The sequence below is a fragment of the Wolbachia endosymbiont (group A) of Cydia amplana genome, assembly GCF_964028495.1.
In the GTDB taxonomy this organism is placed as follows: Bacteria; Pseudomonadota; Alphaproteobacteria; order Rickettsiales; family Anaplasmataceae; genus Wolbachia; species Wolbachia pipientis.
This window is the reverse complement of sequence record NZ_OZ034792.1, coordinates 939,526-966,428: the sequence shown is the minus strand read 5'-3', so window position 1 is coordinate 966,428 and position 26,903 is coordinate 939,526. Positions and strand designations below refer to the sequence as shown.

24 protein-coding genes and 1 pseudogene are annotated in these 26,903 nt (G+C 36.2%); 14 read left to right on the top strand and 11 right to left on the bottom strand.

The window, feature by feature from the left end; genetic code table 11:
• Positions 1-29 precede the first annotated feature (29 nt).
• Together ABWU40_RS04790 and rpe are read left to right on the top strand one after the other, a co-directional pair.
• Positions 30-458: a zinc-ribbon domain-containing protein gene (locus tag ABWU40_RS04790; RefSeq protein WP_010962781.1), complete on the top strand. Its 429-nt coding sequence runs from the start codon at positions 30-32 to the stop codon at positions 456-458.
• A 102-nt stretch (positions 459-560) separates the two neighbouring features.
• Positions 561-1,241 carry a ribulose-phosphate 3-epimerase gene (gene rpe, locus ABWU40_RS04785; RefSeq protein WP_015589163.1) on the top strand — a complete coding sequence of 227 codons (681 nt, stop codon included), beginning with the start codon at positions 561-563 and terminating at the stop codon, positions 1,239-1,241.
• A 143-nt stretch (positions 1,242-1,384) separates the two neighbouring features.
• Here the strand turns inward: rpe and tnpC are convergent.
• The 3 genes and pseudogenes from tnpC to ABWU40_RS04770 form a co-directional block, all read right to left on the bottom strand.
• Positions 1,385-2,723, bottom strand: a pseudogene (gene tnpC, locus ABWU40_RS04780) (IS66 family transposase).
• Positions 2,724-2,835: 112 nt separating this feature from the next.
• Positions 2,836-3,918: a bifunctional diaminohydroxyphosphoribosylaminopyrimidine deaminase/5-amino-6-(5-phosphoribosylamino)uracil reductase RibD gene (gene ribD / locus ABWU40_RS04775; protein WP_015589162.1), complete on the bottom strand. Its 1,083-nt coding sequence runs from the start codon at positions 3,916-3,918 to the stop codon at positions 2,836-2,838.
• A complete protein-coding gene (locus tag ABWU40_RS04770) occupies positions 3,918-5,117 on the bottom strand; it encodes a deoxyguanosinetriphosphate triphosphohydrolase (protein WP_065106726.1) in 1,200 nt (399 codons plus the stop codon). The genes ribD and ABWU40_RS04770 overlap by 1 nt, the downstream gene beginning before the upstream one ends.
• A 47-nt stretch (positions 5,118-5,164) precedes the next feature.
• Here ABWU40_RS04770 and ABWU40_RS04765 point away from each other — a divergent pair, with 47 nt between their 5' ends.
• Positions 5,165-5,626, top strand: a complete 462-nt coding sequence (locus ABWU40_RS04765; protein WP_141456915.1) for a HesB/IscA family protein — start codon at positions 5,165-5,167, stop codon at positions 5,624-5,626.
• A gap of 39 nt (positions 5,627-5,665) precedes the next feature.
• Positions 5,666-6,340: an ABC transporter ATP-binding protein gene (locus tag ABWU40_RS04760; RefSeq protein WP_015589159.1), complete on the top strand. Its 675-nt coding sequence runs from the start codon at positions 5,666-5,668 to the stop codon at positions 6,338-6,340.
• Between the two features lie 238 nt (positions 6,341-6,578).
• Here ABWU40_RS04760 and ABWU40_RS04750 read toward each other — a convergent pair whose 3' ends face one another.
• Positions 6,579-7,277 carry an alpha/beta hydrolase gene (locus ABWU40_RS04750; protein ID WP_141456918.1) on the bottom strand — a complete coding sequence of 233 codons (699 nt, stop codon included), beginning with the start codon at positions 7,275-7,277 and terminating at the stop codon, positions 6,579-6,581.
• 155 nt (positions 7,278-7,432) lie between these two features.
• Here ABWU40_RS04750 and ABWU40_RS04745 point away from each other — a divergent pair, with 155 nt between their 5' ends.
• The 4 genes from ABWU40_RS04745 to tsaD all read left to right on the top strand — a co-directional run bounded on the left by ABWU40_RS04745 (position 7,433) and on the right by tsaD (position 11,667).
• Positions 7,433-8,569 (top strand): cysteine desulfurase family protein, encoded by a 1,137-nt coding sequence (locus ABWU40_RS04745; RefSeq protein WP_353279148.1) that lies wholly within the window; start codon positions 7,433-7,435, stop codon positions 8,567-8,569.
• A gap of 913 nt (positions 8,570-9,482) precedes the next feature.
• On the top strand, positions 9,483-10,220 hold the full coding sequence (locus ABWU40_RS04740; protein ID WP_353279147.1) for a hypothetical protein: 738 nt from the start codon (positions 9,483-9,485) through the stop codon (positions 10,218-10,220).
• A 118-nt stretch (positions 10,221-10,338) separates the two neighbouring features.
• A complete protein-coding gene (locus ABWU40_RS04735) occupies positions 10,339-10,503 on the top strand; it encodes a hypothetical protein (protein ID WP_022626335.1) in 165 nt (54 codons plus the stop codon).
• Positions 10,504-10,659: 156 nt separating this feature from the next.
• Complete coding sequence (tsaD, locus tag ABWU40_RS04730) at positions 10,660-11,667, top strand: tRNA (adenosine(37)-N6)-threonylcarbamoyltransferase complex transferase subunit TsaD (RefSeq protein ID WP_015589155.1); 1,008 nt, start codon at positions 10,660-10,662, stop codon at positions 11,665-11,667.
• Positions 11,668-12,019: 352 nt separating this feature from the next.
• Here the strand turns inward: tsaD and ABWU40_RS04725 are convergent, their stop codons facing one another.
• The 4 genes from ABWU40_RS04725 to ABWU40_RS04710 all read right to left on the bottom strand — a co-directional run bounded on the left by ABWU40_RS04725 (position 12,020) and on the right by ABWU40_RS04710 (position 15,379).
• Complete coding sequence (locus ABWU40_RS04725) at positions 12,020-12,535, bottom strand: IS110 family transposase (RefSeq protein ID WP_051062213.1); 516 nt, start codon at positions 12,533-12,535, stop codon at positions 12,020-12,022.
• Positions 12,525-12,788, bottom strand: coding sequence for an IS110 family transposase (locus ABWU40_RS04720; RefSeq protein ID WP_144054592.1), 264 nt, complete (start codon positions 12,786-12,788; stop codon positions 12,525-12,527). The genes ABWU40_RS04725 and ABWU40_RS04720 overlap by 11 nt, the downstream gene beginning before the upstream one ends.
• Before the next feature lie 509 nt (positions 12,789-13,297).
• Positions 13,298-13,855 (bottom strand): hypothetical protein, encoded by a 558-nt coding sequence (locus ABWU40_RS04715; RefSeq protein ID WP_246039478.1) that lies wholly within the window; start codon positions 13,853-13,855, stop codon positions 13,298-13,300.
• Between the two features lie 66 nt (positions 13,856-13,921).
• The gene (locus ABWU40_RS04710; RefSeq protein WP_246039479.1) at positions 13,922-15,379 is read right to left on the bottom strand and encodes a hypothetical protein; all 1,458 of its coding nucleotides are present in this window, start codon (positions 15,377-15,379) and stop codon (positions 13,922-13,924) included.
• 127 nt (positions 15,380-15,506) lie between these two features.
• Between ABWU40_RS04710 and ABWU40_RS04705 the strand changes: the two genes are divergently transcribed.
• Positions 15,507-16,862, top strand: a complete 1,356-nt coding sequence (locus tag ABWU40_RS04705) for a phosphomannomutase/phosphoglucomutase (protein ID WP_227738550.1) — start codon at positions 15,507-15,509, stop codon at positions 16,860-16,862.
• A 106-nt stretch (positions 16,863-16,968) separates the two neighbouring features.
• Here the strand turns inward: ABWU40_RS04705 and ABWU40_RS04700 are convergent, their stop codons facing one another.
• Positions 16,969-17,820: an Rpn family recombination-promoting nuclease/putative transposase gene (locus ABWU40_RS04700; protein WP_015589151.1), complete on the bottom strand. Its 852-nt coding sequence runs from the start codon at positions 17,818-17,820 to the stop codon at positions 16,969-16,971.
• 210 nt (positions 17,821-18,030) lie between these two features.
• On the opposite strand from ABWU40_RS04700, the gene ppdK reads away from it, so the two are divergent.
• Entirely contained in the window at positions 18,031-20,766 is a 2,736-nt protein-coding gene (ppdK, locus tag ABWU40_RS04695; protein ID WP_174516890.1) for a pyruvate, phosphate dikinase, read from the top strand.
• 52 nt (positions 20,767-20,818) lie between these two features.
• On the opposite strand, the gene ABWU40_RS04690 is transcribed toward ppdK, so the two are convergent.
• Complete coding sequence (locus ABWU40_RS04690; RefSeq protein ID WP_353279146.1) at positions 20,819-22,156, bottom strand: ankyrin repeat domain-containing protein; 1,338 nt, start codon at positions 22,154-22,156, stop codon at positions 20,819-20,821.
• A 126-nt stretch (positions 22,157-22,282) separates the two neighbouring features.
• Between ABWU40_RS04690 and glpX the strand changes: the two genes are divergently transcribed.
• From glpX to ABWU40_RS04675, 3 genes are all read left to right on the top strand, one after another.
• Positions 22,283-23,200: a class II fructose-bisphosphatase gene (gene glpX / locus ABWU40_RS04685; protein ID WP_353279445.1), complete on the top strand. Its 918-nt coding sequence runs from the start codon at positions 22,283-22,285 to the stop codon at positions 23,198-23,200.
• A gap of 76 nt (positions 23,201-23,276) precedes the next feature.
• Positions 23,277-24,245, top strand: a complete 969-nt coding sequence (locus tag ABWU40_RS04680; RefSeq protein WP_246039482.1) for a hypothetical protein — start codon at positions 23,277-23,279, stop codon at positions 24,243-24,245.
• 198 nt (positions 24,246-24,443) lie between these two features.
• Positions 24,444-24,647, top strand: coding sequence for a hypothetical protein (locus tag ABWU40_RS04675; RefSeq protein ID WP_223823107.1), 204 nt, complete (start codon positions 24,444-24,446; stop codon positions 24,645-24,647).
• A 420-nt stretch (positions 24,648-25,067) separates the two neighbouring features.
• Here ABWU40_RS04675 and ABWU40_RS04670 read toward each other — a convergent pair whose 3' ends face one another.
• The gene (locus ABWU40_RS04670; RefSeq protein WP_015589147.1) at positions 25,068-25,562 is read right to left on the bottom strand and encodes a hypothetical protein; all 495 of its coding nucleotides are present in this window, start codon (positions 25,560-25,562) and stop codon (positions 25,068-25,070) included.
• Between the two features lie 205 nt (positions 25,563-25,767).
• Here ABWU40_RS04670 and carA point away from each other — a divergent pair, with 205 nt between their 5' ends.
• A complete protein-coding gene (gene carA, locus ABWU40_RS04665) occupies positions 25,768-26,859 on the top strand; it encodes a glutamine-hydrolyzing carbamoyl-phosphate synthase small subunit (protein ID WP_015589146.1) in 1,092 nt (363 codons plus the stop codon).
• Positions 26,860-26,903: the final 44 nt, after the last annotated feature.

Below are 26,903 nucleotides of genomic sequence, written 5' to 3'. Positions count from 1 at the left end.
GGGCTTGTTACTACTTATATGTAAGTGCTATGAAAATACAATGTAATAGTTGTACTAAAACTTACTTAGTATCTCCTAAGCAAATAGGTGCATCTGGAAGAAAGGTAAAATGTACGAACTGCAATCACATATGGCATGAATATCTAGAAGAAGTGTCAAACAAATCGCACTCTGCTAATATACAGGAAAAAAAAGTTAGTGGAAGGAATTTTTTACAAAATCTAGCATTTACCACTCTAGCTTTTGCAACAGCTACAGGGTTATGCGTCGTAATTGCTAATGGCATCTTTCCTAGAGAGATGAACAAAGCATACAAAACGATCAGTTTATACAAGGATTCAATAAGCTATAAATTAGGGTACAAAAAAGAACAAACAGAAAGTCCAAATGTAAAAAAACTTGCTGTAAATAAGTTTTATCAAGACTACCTTTTTTTATCTAATTTAAGATCTAGTTAAATAGGCATACCGATATCGGTATCCAGCTTCTCTAGCTACTTAGATGGTGTTTAGGGTGACAGAGTTTAAAAATAAGTTATTTTTTAGTAAAAAAGGCAGCTCATGAGTATTAAAATTGCACCTTCTATACTTTCAGCAGACTTTGCAAAATTAGGAGAAGAAGTAAGAAAAATTAGCGATTTAGGTGTAGATTACATACACATAGACGTTATGGATGGGAATTTCGTTCCAAATATTACAATTGGTCCTAGCGTTGTCTCTGCAATACGTAAATATAGCAATCTTCCTTTTGATGTGCATTTAATGGTCAAATCTCCTGGTAACCACATTGAAAGCTTTATAAATGCTGGTGCTGATATTATCACTGTACATGCAGAAGCAGAGATACACCTTGAGAGGTTGATAAGAAAGATAAAGTCATACAAAAATGTAAACGATGCAAAAAAACCGATTCAAGCTGGAGTCTCAATTGTTCCTTCAACTTCCCCAAGTGTGCTTGAATATATAATACATGAGCTAGATATTGTGCTGATTATGACAGTCAACCCTGGCTTTGGAGGGCAGGAATTTATTCATTCACAGTTGAACAAGATATCTACTATAAAAAAAATGATACAGGAGCGTAATCTTAAAACACAAATTTCAGTAGATGGTGGAATTAACTTTTCTAACGCAGCTGATATAATAAAAGCAGGTGCAGATATTTTAGTTGCGGGATCGGCGATATTCAAGGCTGAAGACATTAAGAAAGCCGTAAACGATCTTAAAAATCCATCGTTGTGACCCTATATAGCTAAAGTGGCTTAGGTTTACCTACAATTTGAAAAACAACAAATTCGTCATTCCGCTACTCGTTAGCGGAATCTATGCTGAGATACCGCGGCGGTATGACGTAGAAAAACCTTTCTTGGGTTGTATCCGTTCAGCTAAGCGGTGTGAGAGATGATAGATAAGAGGTTTTGGAAAGCCCATTTGTTTCCATGTCAAGTATAATGAAATTATCCGTTCAAGTTCCCCACTTCGATTGGGTAAAATATGAATTTTTGCGATAAACGACATAATGCCGTATTTGCCGTTCAGCATGGTTATTTGTCAGCGGAATGTTTTCTGGGTCATCTAAAAAATTCCACATTATTCTTTCAGATTTCAAAATATTTTTTGCAACTCGAGAAGCTCCAATTGCTTCAGGTAAACGGCTTCAAGTAATACCTTGTACGTTTTCGCAATTTTCTGGCACGTCTGGTAAATCTAAAAACATCTATCTCATTTTTTAGCAAGGCCTTTTTTAGTGCAAATAATTCAGTGGCTACGTTTCTTAAGTAACAGCCCAGAACTTTAACTTCAACTATGTGCTAATCTTTCAAAATCTCTTGATAAATGTGCCCAACAGATTTGCCTGTTCTTATCGGCAAAGTAGTTGTATGCTGCGTACCTGTCGTAAGCTATTGCGATTGCAGAACTTACTATTTTGTAAAACCTTCATTCCTCTTGACTCTGTCAATTTTATAAAACTTGCTGTATTACTGGCAAACATCCAGCACCAACCAAGTTTACCTTTGTTATAATGGCTCGTTTCATCGATATGCAGAACTTCACTTTTACTTACTTCTTGCTCGATTTGCTCATATGCTTCTTGGCATTTTTCTGCAACTCTAGCCTCGCTATTTGACACGCTACCAACACTGATGTCCAGGTTGAAAATATTTTTTATAATATTTGCTACTTCTCTTTTCGAGTTCTTGTAAAATCCGCTCAGCGCCGCAATTGTTGACTTAACTTTTGGACCAAATGTATCCGCAGTAACACCTTCTGGTAGCCTGCTACTTTTTCTTTTTCCACACTTGCAACAGCGGCCATTGGTATTCCACAACATAAGCTGGCAAATCAACTTTTTGATGAATGTATGGCTCTTTCGATATCGCAATTTCTCCTCCGCACTCGCAAGAACTCTATTTTCACCACTTCATCTGCTTCCATTTTAGGGCGATACTTTCCTTCATGCCCAATCTGTGCCCCTATTTTCCTGTCACTTTTTTTCTTTTTCTTCTTTAGCTTGTATAACTCTTTTGAGCTCGGTATCGATGAATTTTGTGAATTCAGACCTAGTCTTTCTTTCAATTCAGCATTTTCGATTCTTAGCGCCTTATTCTCAGATCTAAAATTTTCGTTTTCTATCTCTAACCTCTTTATCTCTGCTTTTAGTTGCTCTATCTCTATTTTAAAGCTTTCACAGAGCTTGAGAAGACTAGCTAGTAGATCAGACATATTTACCACACATACTACTTGTGATATTATGTTTTTAGCACTCCTTGTCTACTTTTTATTTTACCGCTCCGCTGAACGGATACCTTTTTTTTACTGTTTGAGTATGTAAGGATTATGACGACCTATCCCAAACCTCAACTATATCCTCACTAAACTCTATTATCTTTGTTTTTTTAAACTGATAACAGTTGTTAATGAATTGAATCCCTAAATCTCCTACAAAAGGAGTGGCATCATTGCCTAAAATTTTACCACTGCGGCATATTATCAACCTGTCGATTAAATTACACTTTAATAGTTCTGTGATTAACACTCCTCCACCTTCAACTAATAATCTTGTTATACCAATTTCTGAAACAAGTTTTAATGCCATGTCCTTTAGGCAAACCTTACCTGCGTTGCTTGAATTAACTACTAAGTAGTTAATGTTTTTTATTTTTTTCTCTACTTCTTTATTTGTGATGACCCAAGTTATTACTTTGTCTGCAGTCTTTGCAATGTTATGCTCTTCCTTTAATCTCCCTTGGCTATCTATAATTAGCCTTATTGGCGATCTACTTCCAAGTCCTGGTAATCTGCAAGTTAAGAGTGGATCATCATTAATAAGAGTATTGCTGCCAATCATAATTGCATCATATTTTGCTCTAAGCTCATGCACCCAATTTCTCGTATTTTCACTTGTTATCCATTTGCTATCGCCTGTAAATGTTGCGATTTTTCCGTCAAGAGTTGTTGCGACTTTGCAAGCTATAAATGGTCTATGTAATTCTTTAGTGGTGAAAAAACCGACATTCAGTTCTTTTGCCTCTTTTTGCATAATACCTTGCTCAACTTCAATTCCTGCTTCTTTCAGAGCTTTCATGCCTCTGCCTGAAACTCTACTATCTGGGTCAATAGTTGCAATTACTACTCTTTTTATGCTAGCTTTTATGATTTTTGCAGTGCAAGGCCCCGTGACTCCGTGATGACAACATGGCTCAAGAGTGATATATATAGTTGCGCCATGAGTTGAATCTTTAGCGTTTTGCAAAGCGACTACCTCCGCATGCGGACGCCCACCAATCCCTGTGTATCCCTCACTAACAATTGTACCATCCTTTACAATAACACACCCGACAGCAGGATTTGGTGCAACATTTCCAAGATTTTTTTCTGCAAGCCTTAATGCAATTGACATGAAATGATCATCAGTCATTAGAAAGAAGTCATTTCGTATGAGGTATCAAAAATTCTTCTGTGCTCGTGTATAGCAAATCTATCTGTCATACCTGAGATATAGTCACATATTATTACTGAACGCTGAGATTCACAAGCGAGTTTGCTCCACTCTGTGGGAAGTAATCCTGGGTTTTCATAAAAACATTGAAAGAGTTCCTGTATTATGCGTTTTGCTTTGTTCATCGTTCTACTCAGTTTATAGCTTCTGTATATTTTCTCCATGTTGAATCTTTTCATTTCTTTTGTAGCATTCGCAACTTCTGGTGAAAATGTGACTAGCATTTTATTTAGACTTCTTACGTCTTCTACGCTTTTTATTTTGTGATCTTCAATATTTCTTTCAGTCTGAGAAACAACATCACTTATCATAGTTCCTATAGTTCCACTCAGTGATTCATGTATGAGTTTGCTCTGAGGCAATTCTGAATATCTGCTCCTTATGTCTTTAAACATTTTTTCAATTAAAGGAACATTCAGCAAATCTTCGATGGTTACTAAATTCGCCCTGAGTGCATCATCAAGATCGTGAACACTGTAAGCAATATCATCGGCAATTGAAGCAACTTGCGCTTCAATGCTTGAAAATTCTTCAAGTTTTAGATCATATTTTTTGTTGTATTCTAATAACAGCTGATTACTTGTAGAAGACTCCGCGTTTTGACCAAGCAAGGGACCGTTATGTTTTGCAACTCCTTCAATCACCTCCCAACTTAGATTCATACCATCAAAATCAGCATGTTTTTGTTCAAGATAAGTTAAAATCCTTATAGCTTGAACATTATGATCAAACTCATACTTCTCATTATCAAGATTCAAATCTTGAACTGATTTCTTTAGAGCATCTTCACCTGCATGACCAAATGGAGGATGACCAAGATCATGTGCGAGCGCTATGCATTCAGTGATATCCTCATTTAAGCCAAGTCTACGCGCAATGGACCTTGCAATTTGTGCAACTTCAAGGCTATGAGTAAGCCGAGTGCGATAGTAGTCGTGCTCATAATTGATAAAAACTTGTGTTTTGTACTCCAACTTTCTAAACGCATTAGAGTGAATGATACGGTCCCTATCACGCTGAAAGCAGCTGCGATTCTCATCTTCTGGCTCTTTGAAGTATCTCCCTTTTGTTTTGCTTGGAAAACATGCATAATTTAATAGAAAATTATTGTTTGACATGTAAAATTTCTACTATAATAAGTTATCAATAATAAACGGTGGTTACTATGTCAACAAATTACAACATCAACTTAACTGATAATGCACTAAAAAAAATCCACTCTCTTGCAGAGCAGGAAGGGGATAAGAGTTCCATTTTACGGGTTGCAGTTTCAGGTGGTGGATGTTCTGGCTTCAAATACAATTTTCTTATGGATCAAATGAATAAAAATCTATCTTTGGATGATGAAGACGATGATTACGATGATGAGTTTGATGACGAAGACGAAGATGATGACTATGAAGAAAGTGAGGACTATAGAAGCCACTCCAGTTTTAGCAAAAAAGGTAAAGATATAGTAATTAATGATGAAAATGGAAACCCTGTATTAATGGTTGATAATTGTTCAGCAAAATTTTTAAATAACTCAGTTATAGATTATACTGAGGATCTCAGTGGTTCTGGTTTTCAAATAAAGAATGCCTTTGCTAAGTCTCAATGTGGTTGTGGTAACAGTTTTTCGGTTTAATTATTACTAAAACTTAGATGCCTTCTGGATCTTTTAAACATGGGTGGTAATGTAGCACTAGAACTAACTTCTGTAGATAAAAGCTTCAAGGACAATTCTGCTGTTGTAAAGGATATCAATTTAAGTGTTACAAGAGGGCAAGTAGTAGCGCTGATTGGCAATTCAGGTGCAGGGAAAACAACTATATTGCAAATCGCAGGCTTGTTGGACAAGCCAACTTCAGGTATAGTTACGATAGATGGAATAAATTGCACACAAGCCAGTAATAAGCATAAAACTCATGTAAGAAGAAATTTTCTTAGTTTTGTTTATCAATTTCACTATTTGTTACAAGAGTTATCGGTGTTGGAAAATATTATGCTTCCTCAACTCATTGCAGGAAAAAGCAAAGCTGAAGCAAAAAAAAATTCGCAAGCAATGTTGGAAAAATTTGGTCTGGAAAACAAAGCAAGTAGCATGGTATCTGAAGTTTCGGGTGGGGAAAGGCAGAGAGTTGCAATTGCAAGAAGCATTGTAAATTCTCCAAAGCTTTTACTTGCAGATGAGCCAACAGGAAATTTAGATCCAACAAATTCTTTTAAGGTGTTTTTACTGCTACATTCATACGTAAAGGAAAATAACAGCTCTATGCTTATAGTAACACACAATCATCTCCTTGCAGAAAAGGCAGACTGCATTTTCCAATTGAGAGATCGATCATTAGTGAAGTTGTGAATAGGAAAAATAGCACAATTTCTATGCCTTATACTTATCTAACCAATGATCATTAACAGAGTACAACTCGCATGAAATGCTTTCATTGCTTTTTATACACGGACTTTTTAACTTGCGCTGTTTACTTAGGGAACACCCCGATAACATAAACACAGCTAAAACAAAAAATAATAGCTTTTTAAACATAACAAAACCTTTTCATTTATATTACTACACTCATTTCTCTTGTTTGTAAAGATTAGGCATATTCTTTTACCCTTACCTCTTTTTTGACCTTTTGAAAAGAAATAGTTGCACTATTCAAGCGCAGTTTTATATAATTGTCCACGATTTGAGTCACTTCCTCTTCTTTATCCTTTAGAAAGTGATTAGTATCATCTATTATATGGTATTTCATGTGATCACTTCTTACTGAATTTATCAACCTTTTTGCTAATTCTGTTACATCGCTTTCTTCTGAGATTGTATCATTACTGCTTTGTATTATAAGCCCAGAAACTGGACAGGGAGAAAGAAAAGAAAAATCGTACTTAGTTACCGGAAGAGAAAGAGCAATAAAACCCACTATCTCAGGGCGGCGCATTGTTAGCTGCATAGCCACCCATGCTCCAAAAGAAAAACCAGCGATCCAAATTGGAACATTGCTAGGATTATGTTCCTGAAGCCAATCAATGGCTGCCGCAGCGTCAGTTAATTCTCCTATACCCTTATCAAAAGTTCCGGTAGATTTTCCCACACCACGAAAGTTAATCTTCAATGCAGAAAAATTGTTATCGATAAAAGACGTATATGTACTATGTACAATTTTACTATCCATATTACCACCATATTGAGGATGATGATGTAAAACCAGCACAACCGGCGCGTTGGCATCTTTGCTTTGGTGGTATTCACCTTCTATCTTTCTTGTTGCATTATTCAAAAAAACTTCAACCATGGTAACCCCTAATAAGAACCCGCTTGACAGGTATTAATGACGTGAGTTATTAATTATGTATTAATTTCGCTGTTTTTGCAATAAATTTTTTATCGTGTTAAAGCTAACGTACATAGTTATGGCTATAGTTGATGGTAAACTTATTTAAGTGACAGATGAGTCCATTCTCTTTAGAAAATAGTGGTTGCGTATATGCTGATTACAATGCAACTGCTCCAATTAGTGAAAATGTAAAAAAAAGTATATTTGAGGTCTTGTTAAAACAAACGCTCAATCCATCATCACTACATAAAAGAGGACAAGAAGCGAGGAAGATTCTTCAGGATGCAAGAGATAACGTACGTGGTGCTATTGGCGTCTCAAGTGATAAAGAAATAGTTTTCACGTCTGGTGCAACCGAAGCGAATAACCTTGTTATGAGAGGAATAGCAGGCTACCTGCATGTAATTTCAGCTATAGAGCATCCTTCAATTCTTAATTCTGCATTTAATCCATACATAATACCCGTTAATCAGGAGGGCATTGTTGACTTTTTAGAGCTAGAAAAAATTCTAAGCGAACTTAAAGGAAACAAAGCAATAGTTTCAGTTATGATGGCAAATAACGAAACCGGAGTTATTCAACCTATTGAGGAAATAGCTGAAATAGCCCACAAATTTGGAGCAATTTGCCACACTGACACTGCTCAAAGTGTTGGGAAAATTAAAGTTAATATGGAAGATTTAGGAGTGGATTTACTCACTTTATCCGCCCATAAATTTGGCGGTGTAGCAGGCAGTGGAGTTTTAATATTCAATAAAGAACTTGCGATAGAACCTATTATAATAGGTGGTGGACAAGAGAAGGGATTTCGTGGTGGTACGGAAAATATTGTTGCGATTGCAGGCCTTTCTGCTGCACTGCAAAATATTCCAGATCTTCTATCAAAAATGGATGAAGTAAAGGAGCTACGCGATCAATTAGAGTGTGAATTATTAAATCTTGTCAGTGACATAAGAATCTTCGGTAAAAACTCTAAGAGGCTGCCAAACACAAGTTTTATTTATATGCCAGGAGTAAAGAGTGATGTGCAGCTCATGCATTTTGACTTGAATTATATTGCAGTTAGTAATGGCTCCGCATGTTCTTCTGGAAAAGTTGAGCCTTCCCATGTTTTGCTTGCAATGGGGGCAACAAAAGAGCAAACAGAGTGTTCAATTAGAATCAGTATAGGTCCAGAAACTAAACCACAAGACATAAAAAAAATAGTGGATTGTTGGTATAATATCTACAAGCAGAACTCCTTGGTATAGATAATACGTGATATCATGCAGGGAGCTATAAATTAGATGTAAAAAATTCCTTTACAAGTTTCGCCAGCCCCCTTATCATAACAGTGAAGCTATTTATTTATCTTCGCAATCTGTGCAGGTTAATGACAAAAAACTTAGGGTATTTGGCGTCTCATGTTTAATTTTTCGCACTACGTGCATCGCATGTCTTTAAAAATTTTTAGGTTTTTACCTATATAAGCCGAAACGCGCTTACAAAGCGTTTAAGACAGCAAAAAACGTCAAATTGACAAGGGAGAATTTGAATGCTAGCTACTACGGGGTTTCTTTGCCTTTTTTCCTGCTTAGTAAATTTCTTAAACACTTGCGGTGTAGGTTAGTTGCAAGTTAAAAGCAGCTAAATCGCTCTTAATCAAGCGTTTTAGAATAAAAAAAACGCCGATATTTTAGTACATAGTAAATAGCCAACCACCACGGGGCTTCTTTTGCCTTTTTTTTATTTAGTAAATTTCTTAAATATTTATGGCTAAAGCAATTTAAGAGACCGAAAATGGTGTCATTTCAGTGCCCCTGTAATGTCATCCCAGTGCCCTGACTACTTGGATCTAGCAAGCTTTGCTTGCAAATAAGTCTAATACGTGTCGCGTTTTATGCCAAAACACAATTGGAGTTACATGCAAAATAGATCCCAGACTGGGATGACAAAAAAAGAGCACTGGAATGACACCATTTGCTGTGCAATTTACCTTCAAAAATGAATGTTCGTACAGCTATGGATTCATTCACGGTATCTCACCATAGATCCCGCTGACAAGCAGCGGTATGACGGTTATCAGTAAACATGAATTACTTTAGCTATGCAATCAGGCTTCCTAAAAACACTTTGTAGCCAATCAATTCTTGAGTATAAAAAGAATTCCTTTAATAATAAGGTATGCTAATCAGGAATTTAATAAAACAAGCAACTCAAGTAGGAAGCAGTGAAAATGCAATACGGTATGTCGAATATCTCTATCAATTTGAGAAGTTTAGAAACACATTAAACCTCACTTTATCACTAATAAAGCAAAACAGGCTCTCATTTGAAATATACCAAGAGGGATTAGTGGATATGGAAGAGGGAGTGTGTAAGACAATCAGGTCTTCCAGTGTAAATAGATATGTTATTGTACTGAGGAAGTCAAACCCATACATTATAGTGCATGAACTTTCACACATGGTTGAAAATGAACTGAACTTAAGTTTGGAACAGGAATTTCTCCATAAAGTTTACCAGGATATTGAGCAGAACCTAAAGCAAGCAAATATTCTTGTGCAGAAAATTATCGGCCAAGTTATATTTAAGGAGATACAGGCTTATCAAACTGCAAAATCACGTGCATCTGAATTATTTGCACGCTATTTTGAGCTATTTGCTTGGGCGCAGGAGGTTTACCCTAAAGATAAAGAATACTTAATCCGCACTCAAGACTTAAACAAAGTGTTCCTTGCTACTGGCCAATGGAAAAAGAGCTACCTTGATTCACAAATGATGGAGAGAATAGATAAGGAAATCAAGGAATACAGCAATAAAACTGCCACTAAAGACGTAACCAAAGTGCAAAGCAGTTGGACTAATAAATTTTCTCCTGGGAGCAAAAAAATTAGCTCTATATTTGGAGATGATGATTAGCTTATAGTGCAGGTTTTCCTACGTCATGCCGCCGCGAACCGTCATACCGCGATTCATTCTTTTGGTGTACGAACATTGCAATTTGCAGGTAATTTGAGTAGTAGATGGTGTCATTCCAGTGCTTGACACTGGAATCCAGGAATTTGGATTGGGCACTAAGTTGGTGAGCATAAAAGTGGCTGATCTTATGTTAAAACACAACGTTCTTGATGAGATTACGGCAAGGCTGGATTCCAGTGTCAAGCACTGGAATGACACCATTTGCTGTGCAGTTTACCTTTAAGAATGAATGTTCGTACAGTTGTGCGCGGTATCTCATCAGCTAACACGTAGCGGAATGACGGTTGTCGGTAAATCTTTTAGCTATAGAAGTTAACTTTGCAGTTAACTTCTACAGCGTTTCAAAGTATAGTTTTGGTAATACAGTAACTAAATATACATGAAAACCATTTTAGCTGTTGAAACAAGCTGCGACGAAACTGCAGTAGCGATTGTAAATAGTGACAAGCAAGTCCTTGCTCACAAGATTCTTTCTCAAGTAGAACACAAAAAACGCGGTGGGGTGATCCCTGAAATAGCTTCACGTGCTCATATGAAGCATTTAAGTGGTCTAATAAAAAGCGCCGTGGAAAAATCTAACCTTAACTTTTGTGACCTCAATGCAATTGCAGCAACATCAGGACCAGGACTCATAGGTGGATTAATAGTTGGTACAATGATGGCTAAAGCAATTGCGCATGTAGCACAAAAACCGTTCATTGCAGTGAATCACTTAGAAGCGCATGCATTGGTTATTAGGTTACTGCATGAGGTAAAATTTCCATTTTTAGTCCTACTAATATCAGGTGGTCACTGTCAATTTTTAATTGCACAGGATGTAGGTAAATACATTAAACTTGGAGAAACGCTCGATGATTCACTAGGAGAAGCATTTGATAAAGTTGCTAAGATGCTGGGTTTAAGCTACCCAGGAGGCCCATTAATTGAAAAGTTGGCTAAAAAAGGCAATGGCACAAGATTCAAACTGCCAAGGGCAATGATAAAACGTTCTGGATGTAACTTTTCGTTTTCTGGGATTAAAACAGCAGTAAAAAACTTAGTACAAGAACTTAAAATGAGCGAGCAAGATGTGTGTGATGTATGTGCTTCGTTTCAAGAGTGTATTAGTGACATACTGCTGGACAGGGTTAGTAATGCGATTATTATGGCCGAATCTTTAAATATCAAAATCAATGACTTTGTGATTACCGGCGGAGTTGCAGCAAATAATTTCTTGAGAGAAAAATTAAAACAACACATAAACTTAAACATATTTTTTCCCCCTAACGACCTATGTACAGACAATGCAATTATGGTTGGATGGACAGGAATTGAAAGGTTACAGAAAAATTATATAGATCCACTTAATTTTGCACCAAGACCAAAGTGGGAATTGGAAAGTTATTAAAAGCTCTCAATTCTGAATTATAGCTAAAGTGACTTAGGTTCTCTAATTGCACATAAGTCAACAATAATTTTCACACAAATCAAAACAGCATATCTTCTCCATAATCCTTGGTAATTTTACATAAGTTAAAAGTAGCATATGGTTCTCTCCGCGGTCTGAGATGACAATAAATTTGTCAAGCCGCATTATACTTGTTAGGCGGAAGTGGACGGCAACATATTTACCACGAAGTCTAACTAAGTTCTTGCTTGTCCCTTCCATCGGCATTGCTATCTTTATTTTCAATAAAATTATTGTCCTATGCTCTTTTGATGTTTATTGATAATAAAATTCTGTTTTATCAACCAACATCCTATGCATAATTACAGCTAATTTTCTTGCTACTGCTACAATTGCTTTTTTCATTCCTTTTTTCTTCGCAACCCCAGTTTTTTAATTTAAATGTCCTCTTGGTAACTGTAAGCATTGTTTGTGCAGCTTCATATAACATACTTCTACATTCCGGTGGTCCCATCTTTGATATGCTGCCATGCCGATCAACTTCTCCAGAAGAATATTGCCTTGGTGTCAACCCTATATATGCTCCAACTGTATCAGATTTCTCAAACCTATGTGGGTTATCAATTGCAGCTTTATACGTCATTGCTACTATAATCCCCACTCCTGGAACAGTAGTTAACAATTTACAATCATCGTCTTTTTCACCTTGTTCTGAAAGCATTTTGTCAAGCTTTCTTAATGACTTTTCTATTGCTTCCAAACTACAAACTAACGCTTCAATTGAACTCCTACTGATTTCATCCAAATTATTTATTGCCTCTTGTATTCTTAAAGCGAAAGTTTCAAATTTTGATCCTTTACCGACCATGTATCTTCAACAACCCTCTTATTGTTCCAATAACCTGCTGTTTGCTACACATTAGCTGTCTTCTGCTTCCAAGCGCTATTTTAATTTGACAACTGATTTTACTAACACTTCTCATCATCTGCGCTATACCCCTCGCATCGTTTTTATCATTCTTATTGATTCTTGCAGACAACGCTGCTGCCATATGCCTTGCATCTACACAAATTGCTGGTAATCCAAAACTCCTTAACTCTTTGCACATTGATATTGACAACTATCCACTTTCTATTCCTATGGGTTCGTATTTTTTGCCTTGGCTAATCTGCTATTGCCTTACTTTCGCTTGCAACAACTTCTTCCTTAACAACTTTTCCTTTCTCATCAACGATACTTATAAAAGTTTCTTTTAATGAGATCGCTATAATATTTCATGACCTACTGTAAAAGTTTAAATTATTTTTGAAGAACCAATTCATTGAATTTGTTACTTCGTGCTAAAATAATGGAGTATGTCTCTCCATCATTCAATAGCAATTACAGTATGTTTAGCTATAATTTGAAAAACAAAAATTCGTCATTCCGCTACTAGTTAGCGGGATCTAGAGGTACCGCGGCGGCATGACGTAGGATTGCTGTCATCCCGCTGCTTGTTAGTGGCTAAGAGATACTGTGAATAAATCACGGTATGACGGTTAAGTATCCCGCTACGTGTTAGCGGCTGAGATAACGCGAATAAATCGCGGGATGACGTGTTGCTTGGGTCAGCTATAGAAGCAAAACTCATCATTTTGAAAGAGGAGGAGATTTTTCCGGACCCTCAGCAGGGATTGATTTTGGATCTGATAATTCTGTATTTACCTTGATTGGCTCTAATGGAGTTTTCTGCTCTTCCGGTTTATCATCTGGAATTGGAACAGGCCAATCCATAATGTTTTGCGGTATAACTTCTGCTTCTTTAGCTTCTTTTTGACCTGTTGAAGATGATGCATCAACTCCTGCATTTTTAGTAACTTCTTGTTTGAGTTGTTTATTTTCTTCTTGCAGTTGCTTTAAATTTTTCTTTAACTCGTCAATCTCTCTTATTTTTTGTTTTAATTGTTCAGATATAGTTAGTTTGTCTCTAGTCAATTTTTTGTTTTCTTGTCTTAACCCACTAGCTGTTCTGCTTGAGTTGTTGTTTACAGCTTGTATACCTTGGTCTTGCTGCTGCATGCTTGTTCCTCTACTTTCATATTCAACTTCAGTTTGAGTTGCCTGACCTTTTTCCTGCTGTAATATGTTCTGCAGTTGCTCTAGACTCTCTTTGACAGATGCCAGCTCTTCCTGTGTACACGTTAACATCCCTTCCTTTTCCTTAAGTTGATATTGAAGCTTTTCTATTTCCCCCTTCGTATTTTCTTCGCTTAGCTAATCTGCAAGTGATCTTCCAGGTTCAAGTTGTCGAATTTCCCTCTCTAAGTCTTCCTTTTCTCTCTGTAATTCATTTAATTCTTCAGACAATTGGCTCGCCGTTTCAGCCAATGTATTGTTTTCCTTTTTTGTTTCCATTAACTGTTCTGCCAACTGCTTTTTATGATCATCCTTTAAACCTTCCACTATTTTCTTCAGGTCATTCTCCAAATTTGCATTCTTTTCCTTTAGTACAGTTAAATTAGCTTCACTTTGCTTCAATTTTCTCTGTAATTCTTTATTTGCCTCATTTGTTTCACCTTCCTTATCTTTCAACTGATTATTTAAGTTCTTTATTACATCATTTTTATCCTGTAGTTCTTCCTCTTGTTCCTTTATTCTTTGACCTCTTTCAAATATCGCTCGCTGTTGTTCATTGACTTTATCTCTCAAGGAGTCACGTTCTAATCTTAGATCCTCAAGCTGCTTTGCCTGCGCTGCAAAATGTTGAGCAAATGTTTCTTTTCCTTCCTTTAATTCCTCAATTTCGTTTATAATTTCATCTACTTTATCTTTTAATCCTTCTTGCTCATACTCTTCTTCATCACCAGACATATCATCCTCAAATATTTCATCTTCATCACTAAATTCACTGCTGGTGGATATAGAACTTCTACGTGAAGAAGGTGTGCTAGGAGAGGAATACCCACTGCTGCTTGGTGTAGGCAATTGCGATGATAGATCTTGTGTGGGCTCGAGACTGTCCATATCTTGACCTATATCAGTAAAAGCTTGATACAGAGTTTTTCTGTTGATAAAAACTTCTTTATTTTGTCCAACTAACTTTAATACTTCTTCTGAACTCGTTATTCCTCCAAATTTTGGCTCACCAATAACACTCTGTATACCACCAGAATCCAATTTTACGGTCATGCTACAGTCTATGCTGTTACCTTCAGAATCCTTAGCCTGCCAATTAATGGTCATTTCACATGAGCTTGAACCAGTAAAATCATAGTGCCTTTCGCTGCCTTTTTTGGTTGCAGTTATTTGACTATCTTTCCCTAAAGATATGTTATAAACCTTACCTTCACTGCTAGCTCTTAAAATATTGCTAATTTCTATTGGTTTTTCTTCATTTTCAAATCTAATTTTGAAGTCATCATCTTTTGTTGAATACGCTAAGAAATTTTGATTTGGTAAAGATGCTTCAAATTCTCTATGTGTTTCATTTATTGATTGCTCAAATTTTTGGAACTCCTTTTCCCACTTTAAATTTATCTGTCCTGTAATGTCCTCATCTTTGCGTAAAGGGCCAATAAAATACCAGATTAAATTTTTTTCCTCCAATTGTTTTATAGTCTCTTGAAAGCTGCTACAAGATTCAATCACATCTAAAATATCCTTTTTCTGCTGTTCATCTACATCTAAACTTTGACTTTCAGCTATAAATACATTTTCGTTTTCCTGTGGCATAATTTTACATTTTAAAAAATATACTATAATATTAACAGATTTCTTTAAAGAGTCAACTAATTGTTGGATAAATAAACTTGAGCATTTGGCCAAAATGTTATATAGTAGTCACTTCAAGAAGTACAGTATGGACAATACCATTATAAGAAAATACGATATTAGAGGTATAGTAGGCAAAGATTTGCAGATTAATGATGGGTACGAGATAGGTAGAAAGTTTGGCCAAACCGTAGCTAGTGTTTGTGTCGGCTACGACAGCAGAATAGATTCACCAGGTATAGAAAGAGAATTAATTAGGGGCTTAACTTTATCCGGTGCAAATGTTATACGCGTTGGACTATGCTCTTCACCTATGCTTTACGCTGCAACACAAATCACACAGGCGGATCTTGGTATCATAATAACTGCCTCTCATAACCCCAGCGAATATAATGGCTTTAAATTTTTTAGTAATAAAAAAGTCTTCTCAGATCAAGAAATGAAGGAAATTATAAGCAGTCCAATTAAAAACAGCACAAGAATTGGAAGCTTAATTAACATAAATATATATAGTGAGTACATTAGCATATTGAAAAGTGCAGTGAAGAATAATACTACACAGAAATTAAAAATAGCCTGGGATTGTGGAAATAGTCCAGCAAGTGGAATTATAAGGTATATTGAAAAGATCTTGCCTGGTCATACGCACATCGTAACCAATAACTCTATAGATGGGGCATTTCCACTGCATGATCCAGATCCCATAGAGGAAAAAAATCTTGCTCAATTAATTGACATTGTGAAGGAATATGGATGTGATCTTGGCATTGCGCTAGATGGCGATAGCGATAGGGTGCGCTTAATTGATAATAAAGGCAACGTTGTTTCCAATGACCATTTATTTATAATTTTTGCACGTGAAGTGTTGGAGGAATATCCAGAAAGCAAAGTTATTGCTAACGTAAAAATGAGTATGAAAGTGCATGATTTTGTTAGCAAGTTAGGAGGGCAAGTTATCACCTGTGCTACTGGACATTCACTAGTTAAGAAGAAGATGGTAGAGGAAGAGGCAAAGTTTGCTGGTGAATTAAGCGGGCACTTCTTCTTTTCTGAGCTAAGTTTTGATGATGGGCTATATTCTGCTGTTAAAGCAGTTGACATTTTGCTTAAGAAAAACCAAAGCCTATCTCAGGTGATTGAGGATTTACCGAAGTTATATATCACTCATGAAGTGAAGATTGTAGTGAAAGATGAGAAAAAGTTTCAAATAATTGAGTCAATAAAGAAAACACTGGAGCAGCAAAATATTGTATTTTCAGATCTTGATGGTGTTAAGGTAACCGATAATAAAGGTTGGTGGCTTCTTAGGGTATCAAATACGCAAAACTGCATTACAGCAAGATGCGAAGGAGAGACTTTAGAGGGTTTTGAACTTACTAAAAAGGTTTTGTTCCATTACATTGATGAAGCAAGGTCTTTAAATTGTAGCTACTCACAGAAATAAATTTGATTTATAAAATTGACATGAAAGTATAAAGATAAATAGGCTAAATGTACTTATCATCTGGTCAGGCTGCAGCATTATTTCGTGTAACCGTTTGCGGGTCCACTTAATTCTGCAATTCTTTGATCTCACTCATGGAGAGGCCAGTAAACTTAACAATAGTGGTGACATCAACATTATTAGCTAGCATTGTTTTTGCAACTTCAATTTTTCCTTCCTTTTTAGCATCATCAAGTTTTTGTTCAAGAACAGCCCGTTCATCACGAATACGTTTTATTTCCTGTTCGTAGGCAATAAATTCTTTCTCTGACCAGTTGAATCTATTTAGTTCTTCATATGCCTTTTTAATTATTACATCACTACCTATTATCTTTTCCAATTCTTCTTCGCTAGTTTCATCTGCATATTTAAAATAATAGATCCATTTTTCAACTATACTCTCCAATTGGTCTTCTTTAGTTTTAGGAAATTTTGGTAACTCAATAAATGTAAAATAAAAATCTTTTAAATCATGTTCATAGCTATCTTTGTCTAACATTACATGATCTGACTTATACTCAGATTTATTAGGAAAGAGAATACAATCAGCAATAGCTATAAAAATGATTTCTTTAAGACCCTGATATTGATCACCTTTATCAGCTTGCCTTGAATAAGCTTTAGCAGCGTAATATTGAGCGCGTTTTTCAAAGCCTTTAGTTTTGGCAACTTGCATTTCGACTATTACTTGCACCCCATTTTCATCCCTGCAAAGAACATCAACGATACTTTGTTTTTTAGAGGCAATTTCAGCATCTTGAATAGTGCTGAGGAATTCTATTTCTTTTATTTCATCTTTGCCAGTGAACCCCAAAATATCATTGAGAAAGTGAATGAGGATGTCTTTATTTTTTTCAGTACCAAAAATACGCCGAAACGCAACATCATTCTTGGGGTCGAGAAACTTAGAAAGAGCCATAAAAAAATTTTTAAATGTATCTTTATATTATATATTCTTATTGATAATAATTCAATAATTTGTCATCTTTTTTGTTAACTTTACTGATGTTGCCAGAGGGAACGTTGTTGCAAAATTTTGTAAAATTTATTATCCTAAGGTTTCAAGTTCTCACAGGTTTATTGGAACTATATGTACAATGTGTTTATCAGTGAAAATCCGGAGAAAATGATGGGGGAAAAGTTAATACATTACTTTAGCCAGGGTAAATGCGAAGGCAATGCAGAAATGAAAAATCTGCTGGGAGGAAAGGGGGCAAATTTAGCAGAAATGTGCAATGTTGGCATTCCTGTTCCACCTGGTTTCACAATTTCCACCTCTGCTTGCAAAGTCTATTATCAAGACAATAGATCTTCTGTCATCCAAGTATCTGATTACTCGGATCCAGAAAAAAATGTGGTCACGCACTGGAATGACATATGTAGTGGAATTAAAAACTACATGACGATGCTCGAAAATGACATCGGTTGTAAATTTGGGGATTTAAATAATCCCTTATTAATTTCCATACGCTCTGGTAGTGTTAGTTCAATGCCGGGCATGCTTGATACTATTTTAAATGTTGGTCTAAATGATGAAACCGTTGTTGGGCTTGCAAAAAAAAGTGGCGAACGTTTTGCTTACGATAGCTACTGCCGTTTCATCATGATGTACTCCAATGTTGTACTACAGCTTGATCATCACCTATTTCAAGATGTTATTGATAATGAGCAGCAAAAGAGTGGAGCAAAAAGCTTAGCTGATCTTGATGTTGATGTTTTAAAGAGAATTGTTAACGATTTTAAAAAGATAGTATATGAAAAAACTGAGAAACATTTCCCGCAGAACGTTGAAGAGCAATTGTTAAACTCAGTTAATGCAGTATTTGCTTCTTGGAAAAATGATAGGGCTGTTTCCTATAGAAAAATACATAATATTCCTGAAAACCTTGGAACAGCGGTCAACGTGCAAGCAATGGTTTTTGGTAATTTAAATGATAATTCTGCAACTGGTGTGATATTTACACGAAATCCTTCAACTGGGGAAAAAAAGCTTTTTGGTGAGTTTTTGGTTAATGCTCAGGGTGAGGATGTGGTTTCTGGTGTTTATACTCCTATGCCAATTGACGGAGAGCAAAAAAACACCATGGAGAAGTTGCTGCCAAGTGTCTACCTGGAATTATGCGCGGTATGTGAAAAACTTGAAAGGCATTATAAAGACATGCAGGATATCGAATTTACTGTACAGGACGGTAAATTATGGATTTTGCAGACTAGGTCTGGCAAGCGCACGGCTGAAGCTGCTATTCGCATAATAGTTGATATGGTAAACGAAGGAACGATTACAAAAGAAGAAGGAATATTGAGAATTGATCCAAAAACTTTTGACAATTTATTGCATCCAGTTCTTGACGTTAAGAGTGACCAAAAAGTAATAGGGAAGGGACTGCCGGCTTCTCCAGGGGTTGCTTCTGGATATGTAGTGTTTAGTGCAAGTGATGCTGAAAAAGCTGCAGAGCAGGGTAAAAAAGTGATTTTAGTAAGGTCAGAAACGAGTCCTGAAGATATTAATGGAATGAATGCTGCAAGTGGCATAGTAACAGCACGGGGAGGGATGACCTCGCACGCTGCTGTTGTAACCCGTGGAATGGGTAAGCCATGCATTTGCAGTGTAAGTGGACTTTATATCGATAAAGATGGAACTTTCTTTTCTGTGGGGGATACAAAAGTAAATAAAGGTGAACCAATTACCATCAACGGAGGAACAGGGGAGGTTATGCTTGGCATTCTTCCTACAATTTCACCTGAATTATCGCAAGAATTCAAAACGATAATCAACTGGATAGATGAAATCAAAACGGTCAAAGTGAGAGCGAACGCTGATACTCCAAAAGACGCAAAAATTGCAAAAGAATTCGGTGCAGAAGGTATAGGCTTATGTCGCACAGAACATATGTTTTTCGCTAGTGATAGAATCGAATTCATTCAAAAGTTGATAATGGCTGACGATGAAAATGAAAGGGCAAATGCGCTCATTAAACTGGAAGAAATGCAAAAGTCTGATTTCAAAGAAATATTTTCTATTATGGAGGGCAGGGAGGTCACTATACGGTTGCTTGATCCACCTTTGCATGAATTTTTACCCAATAATCAGTCTACTATAGAAAAAATCGCCAAATCACTTAGTAAGTCAGTTGAATCAGTAAAAAATAAAATAGCACAGTTATCAGAAAAGAACCCAATGCTTGGCCATCGAGGTTGTAGACTTGCCATTTCTCATCCTGAAATATATAGCATGCAGATTAGGGCAATACTTAGTGCTGCAAGTGAATTAAAGAAAGAAAAGAAGATAGAAGTGGAGCCTGAAATCATGGTCCCCTTTATCATGAATGAGAAAGAGTTTGTTTTGATATGCGAGTTAGTGAAGAAAGAATCCTCTGTCATCTCAGCTAGGATCAAGAAGCAGATTCCAGCGTCACGCGCTGGAATGACATCAGACAAGGCGTACTCAATTGGAACAATGATAGAGCTACCACGAGCAGCACTGATTGCTGATAAGTTAGCAAAACATGCAGAGTTCTTTAGTTTTGGCACTAATGATTTAACGCAAACAACCATGGGACTTTCAAGAGATGATTCAGTTAATTTCCTCGATTCTTATAAGGAAAGCAACATATTCGAAAACGACCCATTTGAAGTGCTGGACATCGAAGGGGTAGGGGAGTTAATCAAGATGGCCATTGAAAGAGGCAAAAAAACCCGAAAAGAAATAAAACTGGGTATATGTGGAGAGCATGGAGCAGATCCAAAATCTATAGAGTTTCTCATCGAATCAGGGGTGGATTATGTTTCATGCTCACCCTATAGAGTACCGGTTGCAAAGTTAGTGGCAGCACAGTTTAGCATAAAATCTAAGTGTGTTGGGTAAATTAGATGCCAGTGTCACGCACTGGCATAACATCCTCCCTAGCGAAATTGAATCACAACGTTTTTGCAGTTTTTTGGACGTGTTCAACTTTATTTTCTTCCATTTCTCTATAGCTTGGTAATGTAGAATTTTTTACATGCAACCCGGTAGCTATTGCAACCAAAGCAGCTATAACACCACAAATCACTGCACCAGTTACAAATGGAACCATCACAGCAGCAGTAATGAATAATCCTGTAATAACAACTCCAACAACATCTTTTGTTAATGAGGTGTAAAAATTTTCCTTGCTTTTTTTATATTTAGCTTCTTTTTCATTTGGCACAGAAAATTGAGCATCTACAAAGCCGTTAGCTTTATTATCATTATTTGGTGTGGCAGTTTGCTTAGCCTCTGGTATTACAGGCGTTTTATTTTTGTTATTATGATTTGATTGGCCATTAACATTATCACTATTTGGCGTGGTAGTTTGGTTAGTCTCTGTTACTACAGGTATTTCATTGTCGTGATTGCGATTATCACCATTAGTACTAACTGGAGGCACTGTTGCTACAGGTCTACTACCAATGTTTCCATTACTGCTGCTGGGTTCTGCTCTATTTTCTTCATTAAGCTTACCTCTATTCAAGAACGCATTAACAATTTCAGTTTTACCTACCTGTATGGCCACTTGTAAAGCCTCTTTCCTGTTTGCAGGACTCACGTAACCTAAAATTAGCTCAGCTTCTTGGGCATTATCCTGAGTAATAGCAAGACACAGAGCGTTAAATTTTTCTTCTTCATAAAATTTGCCACTATCCAAAAGTACCTTAACAACGTCAGCTTGTTTTGTTATTGTAGCTATGCCCAATATAGTTCTGGAAGCAGTATTTGTAAGATGGATTACAGCATCTAAATCTGTAAACAATTTTACAACATCTAGAAATATGCCACGATCGCCGGTAATATTGGACTCTCTTACAGCATTTGCAAACGAGTCAAAAATTGCCAGATTTGTTTCTTTCCCTTGTATTAGTTGCTCGTAAAGTACTTCAGCAGTCATACCAGGGTTTATGAAGTTACTAGAATCTACTTCATTACTGTCTGCTCTATTCTCTTCCACATTAGGTGCCTCTTCTTCCTTGTTTATTGCTGCGGTTATTTGCTCTTGTTGAAGGGGTTCACACCCATTTTGGAGGAGAAAATCCTTAACGCGTGGGTTGTTATTTTCGGTTGCATGTTTTAGAAGTAGGTTCCCTAATGAATTGCCTCCTTCACATTCATCTTGAAAATTAACTTCTTTCCTTAACCTCTTTTTTAGTTCTTCCAAACTAGTAACTGTGTTATCACGTCCTGTAATTCTATCTATATCTAGATAGAAATTTCTAACATCATCATCACTATATGCCATAACTATAATCCCACTACTATAATGCTTATATTATATCAACTCCCTAATAATCAGTCAAGACATATTGCAGTTTCAAGCAGCATGATATATCATGATACATATTGAATATAGTTCTTAAAGCAAATGATGGAAGATTTAGCCTATAAATTAGTTAAAGTGACCGAAGCTGCGGCGCTTGCTGCATATAAACTAGCAGGCTTCGGCGATGAAAAAAAGGCTGATCAGGTTGCAGTTGATGCAATGCGTACAGTATTAAATTCAATGGAAATAAATGGTACTATCGTAATTGGTGAAGGTGAGAGAGATGAAGCACCGATGCTATATATTGGCGAGAAGGTTGGCACTGGAAATGGTCCTGAAATCGACATTGCCGTTGACCCACTTGAGGGCACTACGATTTGTGCTCATTACAAACCAGGGGCAATGTCTGTTCTTGCTGCAACGAAAAAAGGTAATTTTTTACATGCACCTGATGTTTATATGGAAAAAATAGCGGTAGGAAAAAATCTTCCAGAGGGTGTAGTCTCACTAAAAAATAGCATTGAAAAGAATCTAGACAATTTAGCCAAGGCAAAAAAATGCAAAGTAAATGATCTCGTGGTAACTATACTTAATCGTGAAAGGCACAATGAATTAATATTAAAAATCAGGAAGTTAGGAGCAAAAATTAAACTAATAGATGATGGTGATATTGTGGCCGTAGTTTCACTAGTAAATGGCAATCATGATATGTATATCGGAATAGGAGGGGCACCAGAAGGGGTGCTTGCGGCTGCAGCGCTGAGTTCAATCGGTGGGCAGATGGAGGGAAGATTGATATTTGACACAGATCAGTTAAAAGAAAGAGCAAAAAATTTAAATATTGATGACCCAGAAAAAGTCTACGCCGTAAAAGATATGGCAAGAGGTGAATCAGTGTTCATTGCAACTGGAGTAACAAGCGGAGAACTTGTGGATGGAGTTGATAACATATGTTCAACTAGTTCTTTAATAATTCTACCTAACAACCTGATAAAGCTGCAAACAATGCAGAACTTATGTTAGCTTTTTTAGTTTCTAATTTTAGCTTTACAACATTTAGCATTAAGATATAATTAAGTTTACTTATAACAATAGAGGTGTGAAATGTTCTAGTATTGTAAATCTATTGAATGGTTTTTTCAAAAATTCGAGTACCAAGGAAAGTGAAGAAAAGTTGACTCTTCTATCTCCTCAAGCAAATCTTCAATTCGATGAGACTCAGGTACAAAGTGTGCTCTCAGATTTTGAGGAATTGGAGTTTAAGGATAATAAGTGTTTTGACAAAATAGCAGACGATTATGAAAAGAAGGGGGAGAGTGCCCTTTTTAACTATGTAATATTGAATAAGCGGAAAGAAATAATCGATATATTAGATAGGAATCTTCCTCTCCTCGAAGAACAGGAGGAGTTTAGAAAGAAATATGGTCAATATGTTCTTCAAATTGACAAAGGAATGAGTTATGGAAAAGAACTTCAAGATGGACTTCGGTCTTTTGAAGATAGGGCAGAAAAAGTATTATCAGATTTTGAAAGATTGAATTTTGATTTTAAGGATAATAAGTGTGAAGATTCTTCTGATTCTGTAAATTATAATAACGGTTGGCCGGCAGATCCATTTGACAAGATAGCAAATTATTATCGAGAGGATGATATTTTCCTTTTCAATTATGTGGTATTGAGTAAGCGAAAAGAAATAATGGGTATATTGGATAAGAAGCTTACTTCTAAAGATCAGGAGGAGTTAAAAGAAAATTTTAAAAAGAGGTTGGGTAGATATCTTATTCGAATTGGTGAAGGAATGAGCGATGGACAAGAATTTCTAAAAACTGGTAGTGCAATTGCTTTCTTTGATGGGTGTTATGTGCCATGTCCATATGCAAACCGTCTTCTTAATCATTATGACCATCTTAATATCAACATTACTAAACCTGAACAAAGTTTAGAAACCAGTCGTCTTTTCACTGAAAAAACTAAAAGAATGGAAGAAGAGAAAAGCGAGGTAAAAAGAGCAAAAATATACAGCAATGGTGAAAGAATAGTAACAATTGAGAAGAATGAGAAACAATAGAGGAACTACTCCTTTACAAAATTTGCAATATGTGACATCGAAATTAGTTGGGGTGCAAAAGATGAATCTGGAAAAGACCTTAACTGTACTGTTGTTCTAAATATAAATTTAGGTCAAGTTAGTATTAAAAAATCAACTATTGACGGTAAAGATGTTGAACCAAAGAAAATTTTAGAGTTAGCTAAGCAAAACGAGGCTGTGCTTATAAAAGGTAAAGCTTTACATGAAGTTTTAGCAGCACATTTCATTAAGCAAACACCATGTGAGGAAAAGAAGGATATGCAATCGCACGAGAATATCGTTGTACCTGGTTCCGGTGCACCTCGCTCTATTAATGAGGAAATAACTGTAGAGCATCCGTTCGGGAAAGCGGCAAATAAAGATAATCATAGAGAAATGTGAGTTTACAACAAATGGTGCCATGAAAGTAGCTGATACATAACTGTACGAACGTTTGTTTGCGAAGAAATGTTATAGCAGGTTTTGCCTCAAACACAAAGGTGTCATTCCAGTGCTTGACACTGGAATCCAGCCCTTTTACGCAGTCCCATTAAAAACGTTGTATTTTAACGTAGGATTAGCTACTTTTATACTCACCAATTTAATCTCTAATCAAAATTCCTGGATCCCAGTGTCTGGGCACTGGGATGACACCCTCCCTAGTGGATTCAAATCACAATATTCGTATAGTAAGCACTGACCACTTTTGCTTCAATATTTGCGATGCCCCTGAACAGATACAATTATTCTATTATCAGGAGGATGCCATTAATCGCTTTATATAATGCTACTTGTAACACTTATGCCCTGAACGGAGACAGTTTAGGCTGTTATGCCTGGCGGCTTTGTTGGAATAAGTTTTTCAACACTGCTAACAATAAAATTGATTGTATCGTCAGCTACCTTATCGAATTTATCATTTATCTCTTTTCCTATTTCTTGATTTTTAACATATTCGTGTAGAGCTAAAGCAGTTATAGCTGCACATGCTGCAATTAAGCCAGTTTGTGCTATAATGAATAGTAATAATCCTCCTACGAATATAGATGTTAATCCAATAGCCAGGTTTATAATTTTACTTTGTGTTGTTTGTTGCGTCGCTTGGCTTTGATCTGCCTGTTTATCCTCTAAAGCATTCGATATTGTTTTTAAGGCAACTTTTATCGCTATTGCTGCAACTGAAACCATAATTAGCCCTATAGCTATTTTTGCTAAAAGAAGAATCGACGGTAGCATCATTACAAATAATAGCGCGCCAATTCCTCCAGCTAACCACTTCTCATTTATTTTTTTTGATTGATTTGTACCAGTGTTCATTATTACCCTCCACTTTACTTATGATTTACCTATATCTAATACGAAATATGAAGGTAGTCAACTATATATTTTATATGAAAGATTGTATTAAAAGTTTTTCATGTTATTTTTTGCTGCTTCGTGGTTAAATTTGGAATTTTAGAAAGAGTTACGTATTATTTGAAATTCTTGTATACTGTTTTGAATCAGTTAAATAGATAATGAAGTGCAGGACGCAGTTTTAATTTTACAAGATGGCAAGTGCTTTTGGGGAAAATCAGTAGGTAAAAAAGGCAAATGCATAGGTGAGGTCTGTTTTACCACTGGTATGACCGGTTATCAGCATACTATAACTGATCCTTCTTTTGCCGATCAAATTATAACGTTCACTTTTCCTCATATTGGTAACGTTGGAATAAACCATAAGGATAATGAAGGAAAGAAAATTTTTGCAAGTGGTGTGGTTATGCGTGAACTTTCTTCTATGTCCCACCCTTCTTCATATATCAGTTTAAATGATTGGTTAGAGAAAAATAACGTGATTGGGATATCAGGAGTTGATACTAGAGCTTTAACGAGACATTTGAGAGAACATGGATCTCAAAATGGAATGATATGCTCATCGAGTAAGGCGCATGCGTTGGACAAATTGAAGGAATACAAATCTGTAAATGGGATAGAAATAACCAATAAAGTCAGCTTGCATAGTAATTTTAAAAGTGACCTTAATGCAAAATATAGGGTTGTAATCGTTGATTTTGGCGTAAAAATCAGTATAGTTTCACGCTTAATAGAACTTGGTTGTACAGTTGAATTAATCAGACCAAGCACAGGTTTTGCTCAAAAAGTGTTGAGTATGAATCCAGATGGGATAGTGCTTTCAAATGGTCCTGGTGATCCGCAAGAAATAGGAGAAAGTGTAGTTTCAGAAATAGACATTATTATAAAATCTAAAATACCAATTTTTGGCATATGCATGGGCCATCAATTACTTGCGATTACTTTGGGGGCAAAGACCATCAAGATGGATATAGGTCACCGAGGGAGTAACCATCCAGTTTATGATGTAATTAGTGGAAAAGTTGAGATCACTAGCCAAAATCATGGTTTCGTTGTTGATTCAGCTTCTCTTCTAAGTAATGTTGAAATTACTCACATTTCTCTATTTGATAATAGTGTAGAGGGAATAATGATGAAGGATTACCCAGTCTTTTCTGTGCAATACCATCCAGAAGAAGCGCCAGGTACGCATGATTCGCATTATTTGTTTAAACGTTTTATTGACAATATTGTGTTGTATAAAATGAAATCTGCGTGATTTTAATCAGGGTAGGTTTTATTGCTTGATTTTTTAATTTTAGG

Coding starts and splice junctions, on each gene's coding strand:
- ABWU40_RS04790 (WP_010962781.1), top strand. CDS start 30: ATGAAAATACAATGTAATAGTTGTACTAAAACTTACTTAGTATCTCCT.
- rpe (WP_015589163.1), top strand. CDS start 561: ATGAGTATTAAAATTGCACCTTCTATACTTTCAGCAGACTTTGCAAAA.
- ribD (WP_015589162.1), bottom strand. CDS start 3,918: ATGACTGATGATCATTTCATGTCAATTGCATTAAGGCTTGCAGAAAAA.
- ABWU40_RS04770 (WP_065106726.1), bottom strand. CDS start 5,117: ATGTCAAACAATAATTTTCTATTAAATTATGCATGTTTTCCAAGCAAA.
- ABWU40_RS04765 (WP_141456915.1), top strand. CDS start 5,165: ATGTCAACAAATTACAACATCAACTTAACTGATAATGCACTAAAAAAA.
- ABWU40_RS04760 (WP_015589159.1), top strand. CDS start 5,666: ATGGGTGGTAATGTAGCACTAGAACTAACTTCTGTAGATAAAAGCTTC.
- ABWU40_RS04750 (WP_141456918.1), bottom strand. CDS start 7,277: ATGGTTGAAGTTTTTTTGAATAATGCAACAAGAAAGATAGAAGGTGAA.
- ABWU40_RS04745 (WP_353279148.1), top strand. CDS start 7,433: ATGAGTCCATTCTCTTTAGAAAATAGTGGTTGCGTATATGCTGATTAC.
- ABWU40_RS04740 (WP_353279147.1), top strand. CDS start 9,483: ATGCTAATCAGGAATTTAATAAAACAAGCAACTCAAGTAGGAAGCAGT.
- tsaD (WP_015589155.1), top strand. CDS start 10,660: ATGAAAACCATTTTAGCTGTTGAAACAAGCTGCGACGAAACTGCAGTA.
- ABWU40_RS04725 (WP_051062213.1), bottom strand. CDS start 12,535: ATGGTCGGTAAAGGATCAAAATTTGAAACTTTCGCTTTAAGAATACAA.
- ABWU40_RS04715 (WP_246039478.1), bottom strand. CDS start 13,855: ATGTTAACGTGTACACAGGAAGAGCTGGCATCTGTCAAAGAGAGTCTA.
- ABWU40_RS04710 (WP_246039479.1), bottom strand. CDS start 15,379: ATGCCACAGGAAAACGAAAATGTATTTATAGCTGAAAGTCAAAGTTTA.
- ABWU40_RS04705 (WP_227738550.1), top strand. CDS start 15,507: ATGGACAATACCATTATAAGAAAATACGATATTAGAGGTATAGTAGGC.
- ABWU40_RS04700 (WP_015589151.1), bottom strand. CDS start 17,820: ATGGCTCTTTCTAAGTTTCTCGACCCCAAGAATGATGTTGCGTTTCGG.
- ppdK (WP_174516890.1), top strand. CDS start 18,031: ATGGGGGAAAAGTTAATACATTACTTTAGCCAGGGTAAATGCGAAGGC.
- ABWU40_RS04690 (WP_353279146.1), bottom strand. CDS start 22,156: ATGGCATATAGTGATGATGATGTTAGAAATTTCTATCTAGATATAGAT.
- glpX (WP_353279445.1), top strand. CDS start 22,283: ATGGAAGATTTAGCCTATAAATTAGTTAAAGTGACCGAAGCTGCGGCG.
- ABWU40_RS04670 (WP_015589147.1), bottom strand. CDS start 25,562: ATGAACACTGGTACAAATCAATCAAAAAAAATAAATGAGAAGTGGTTA.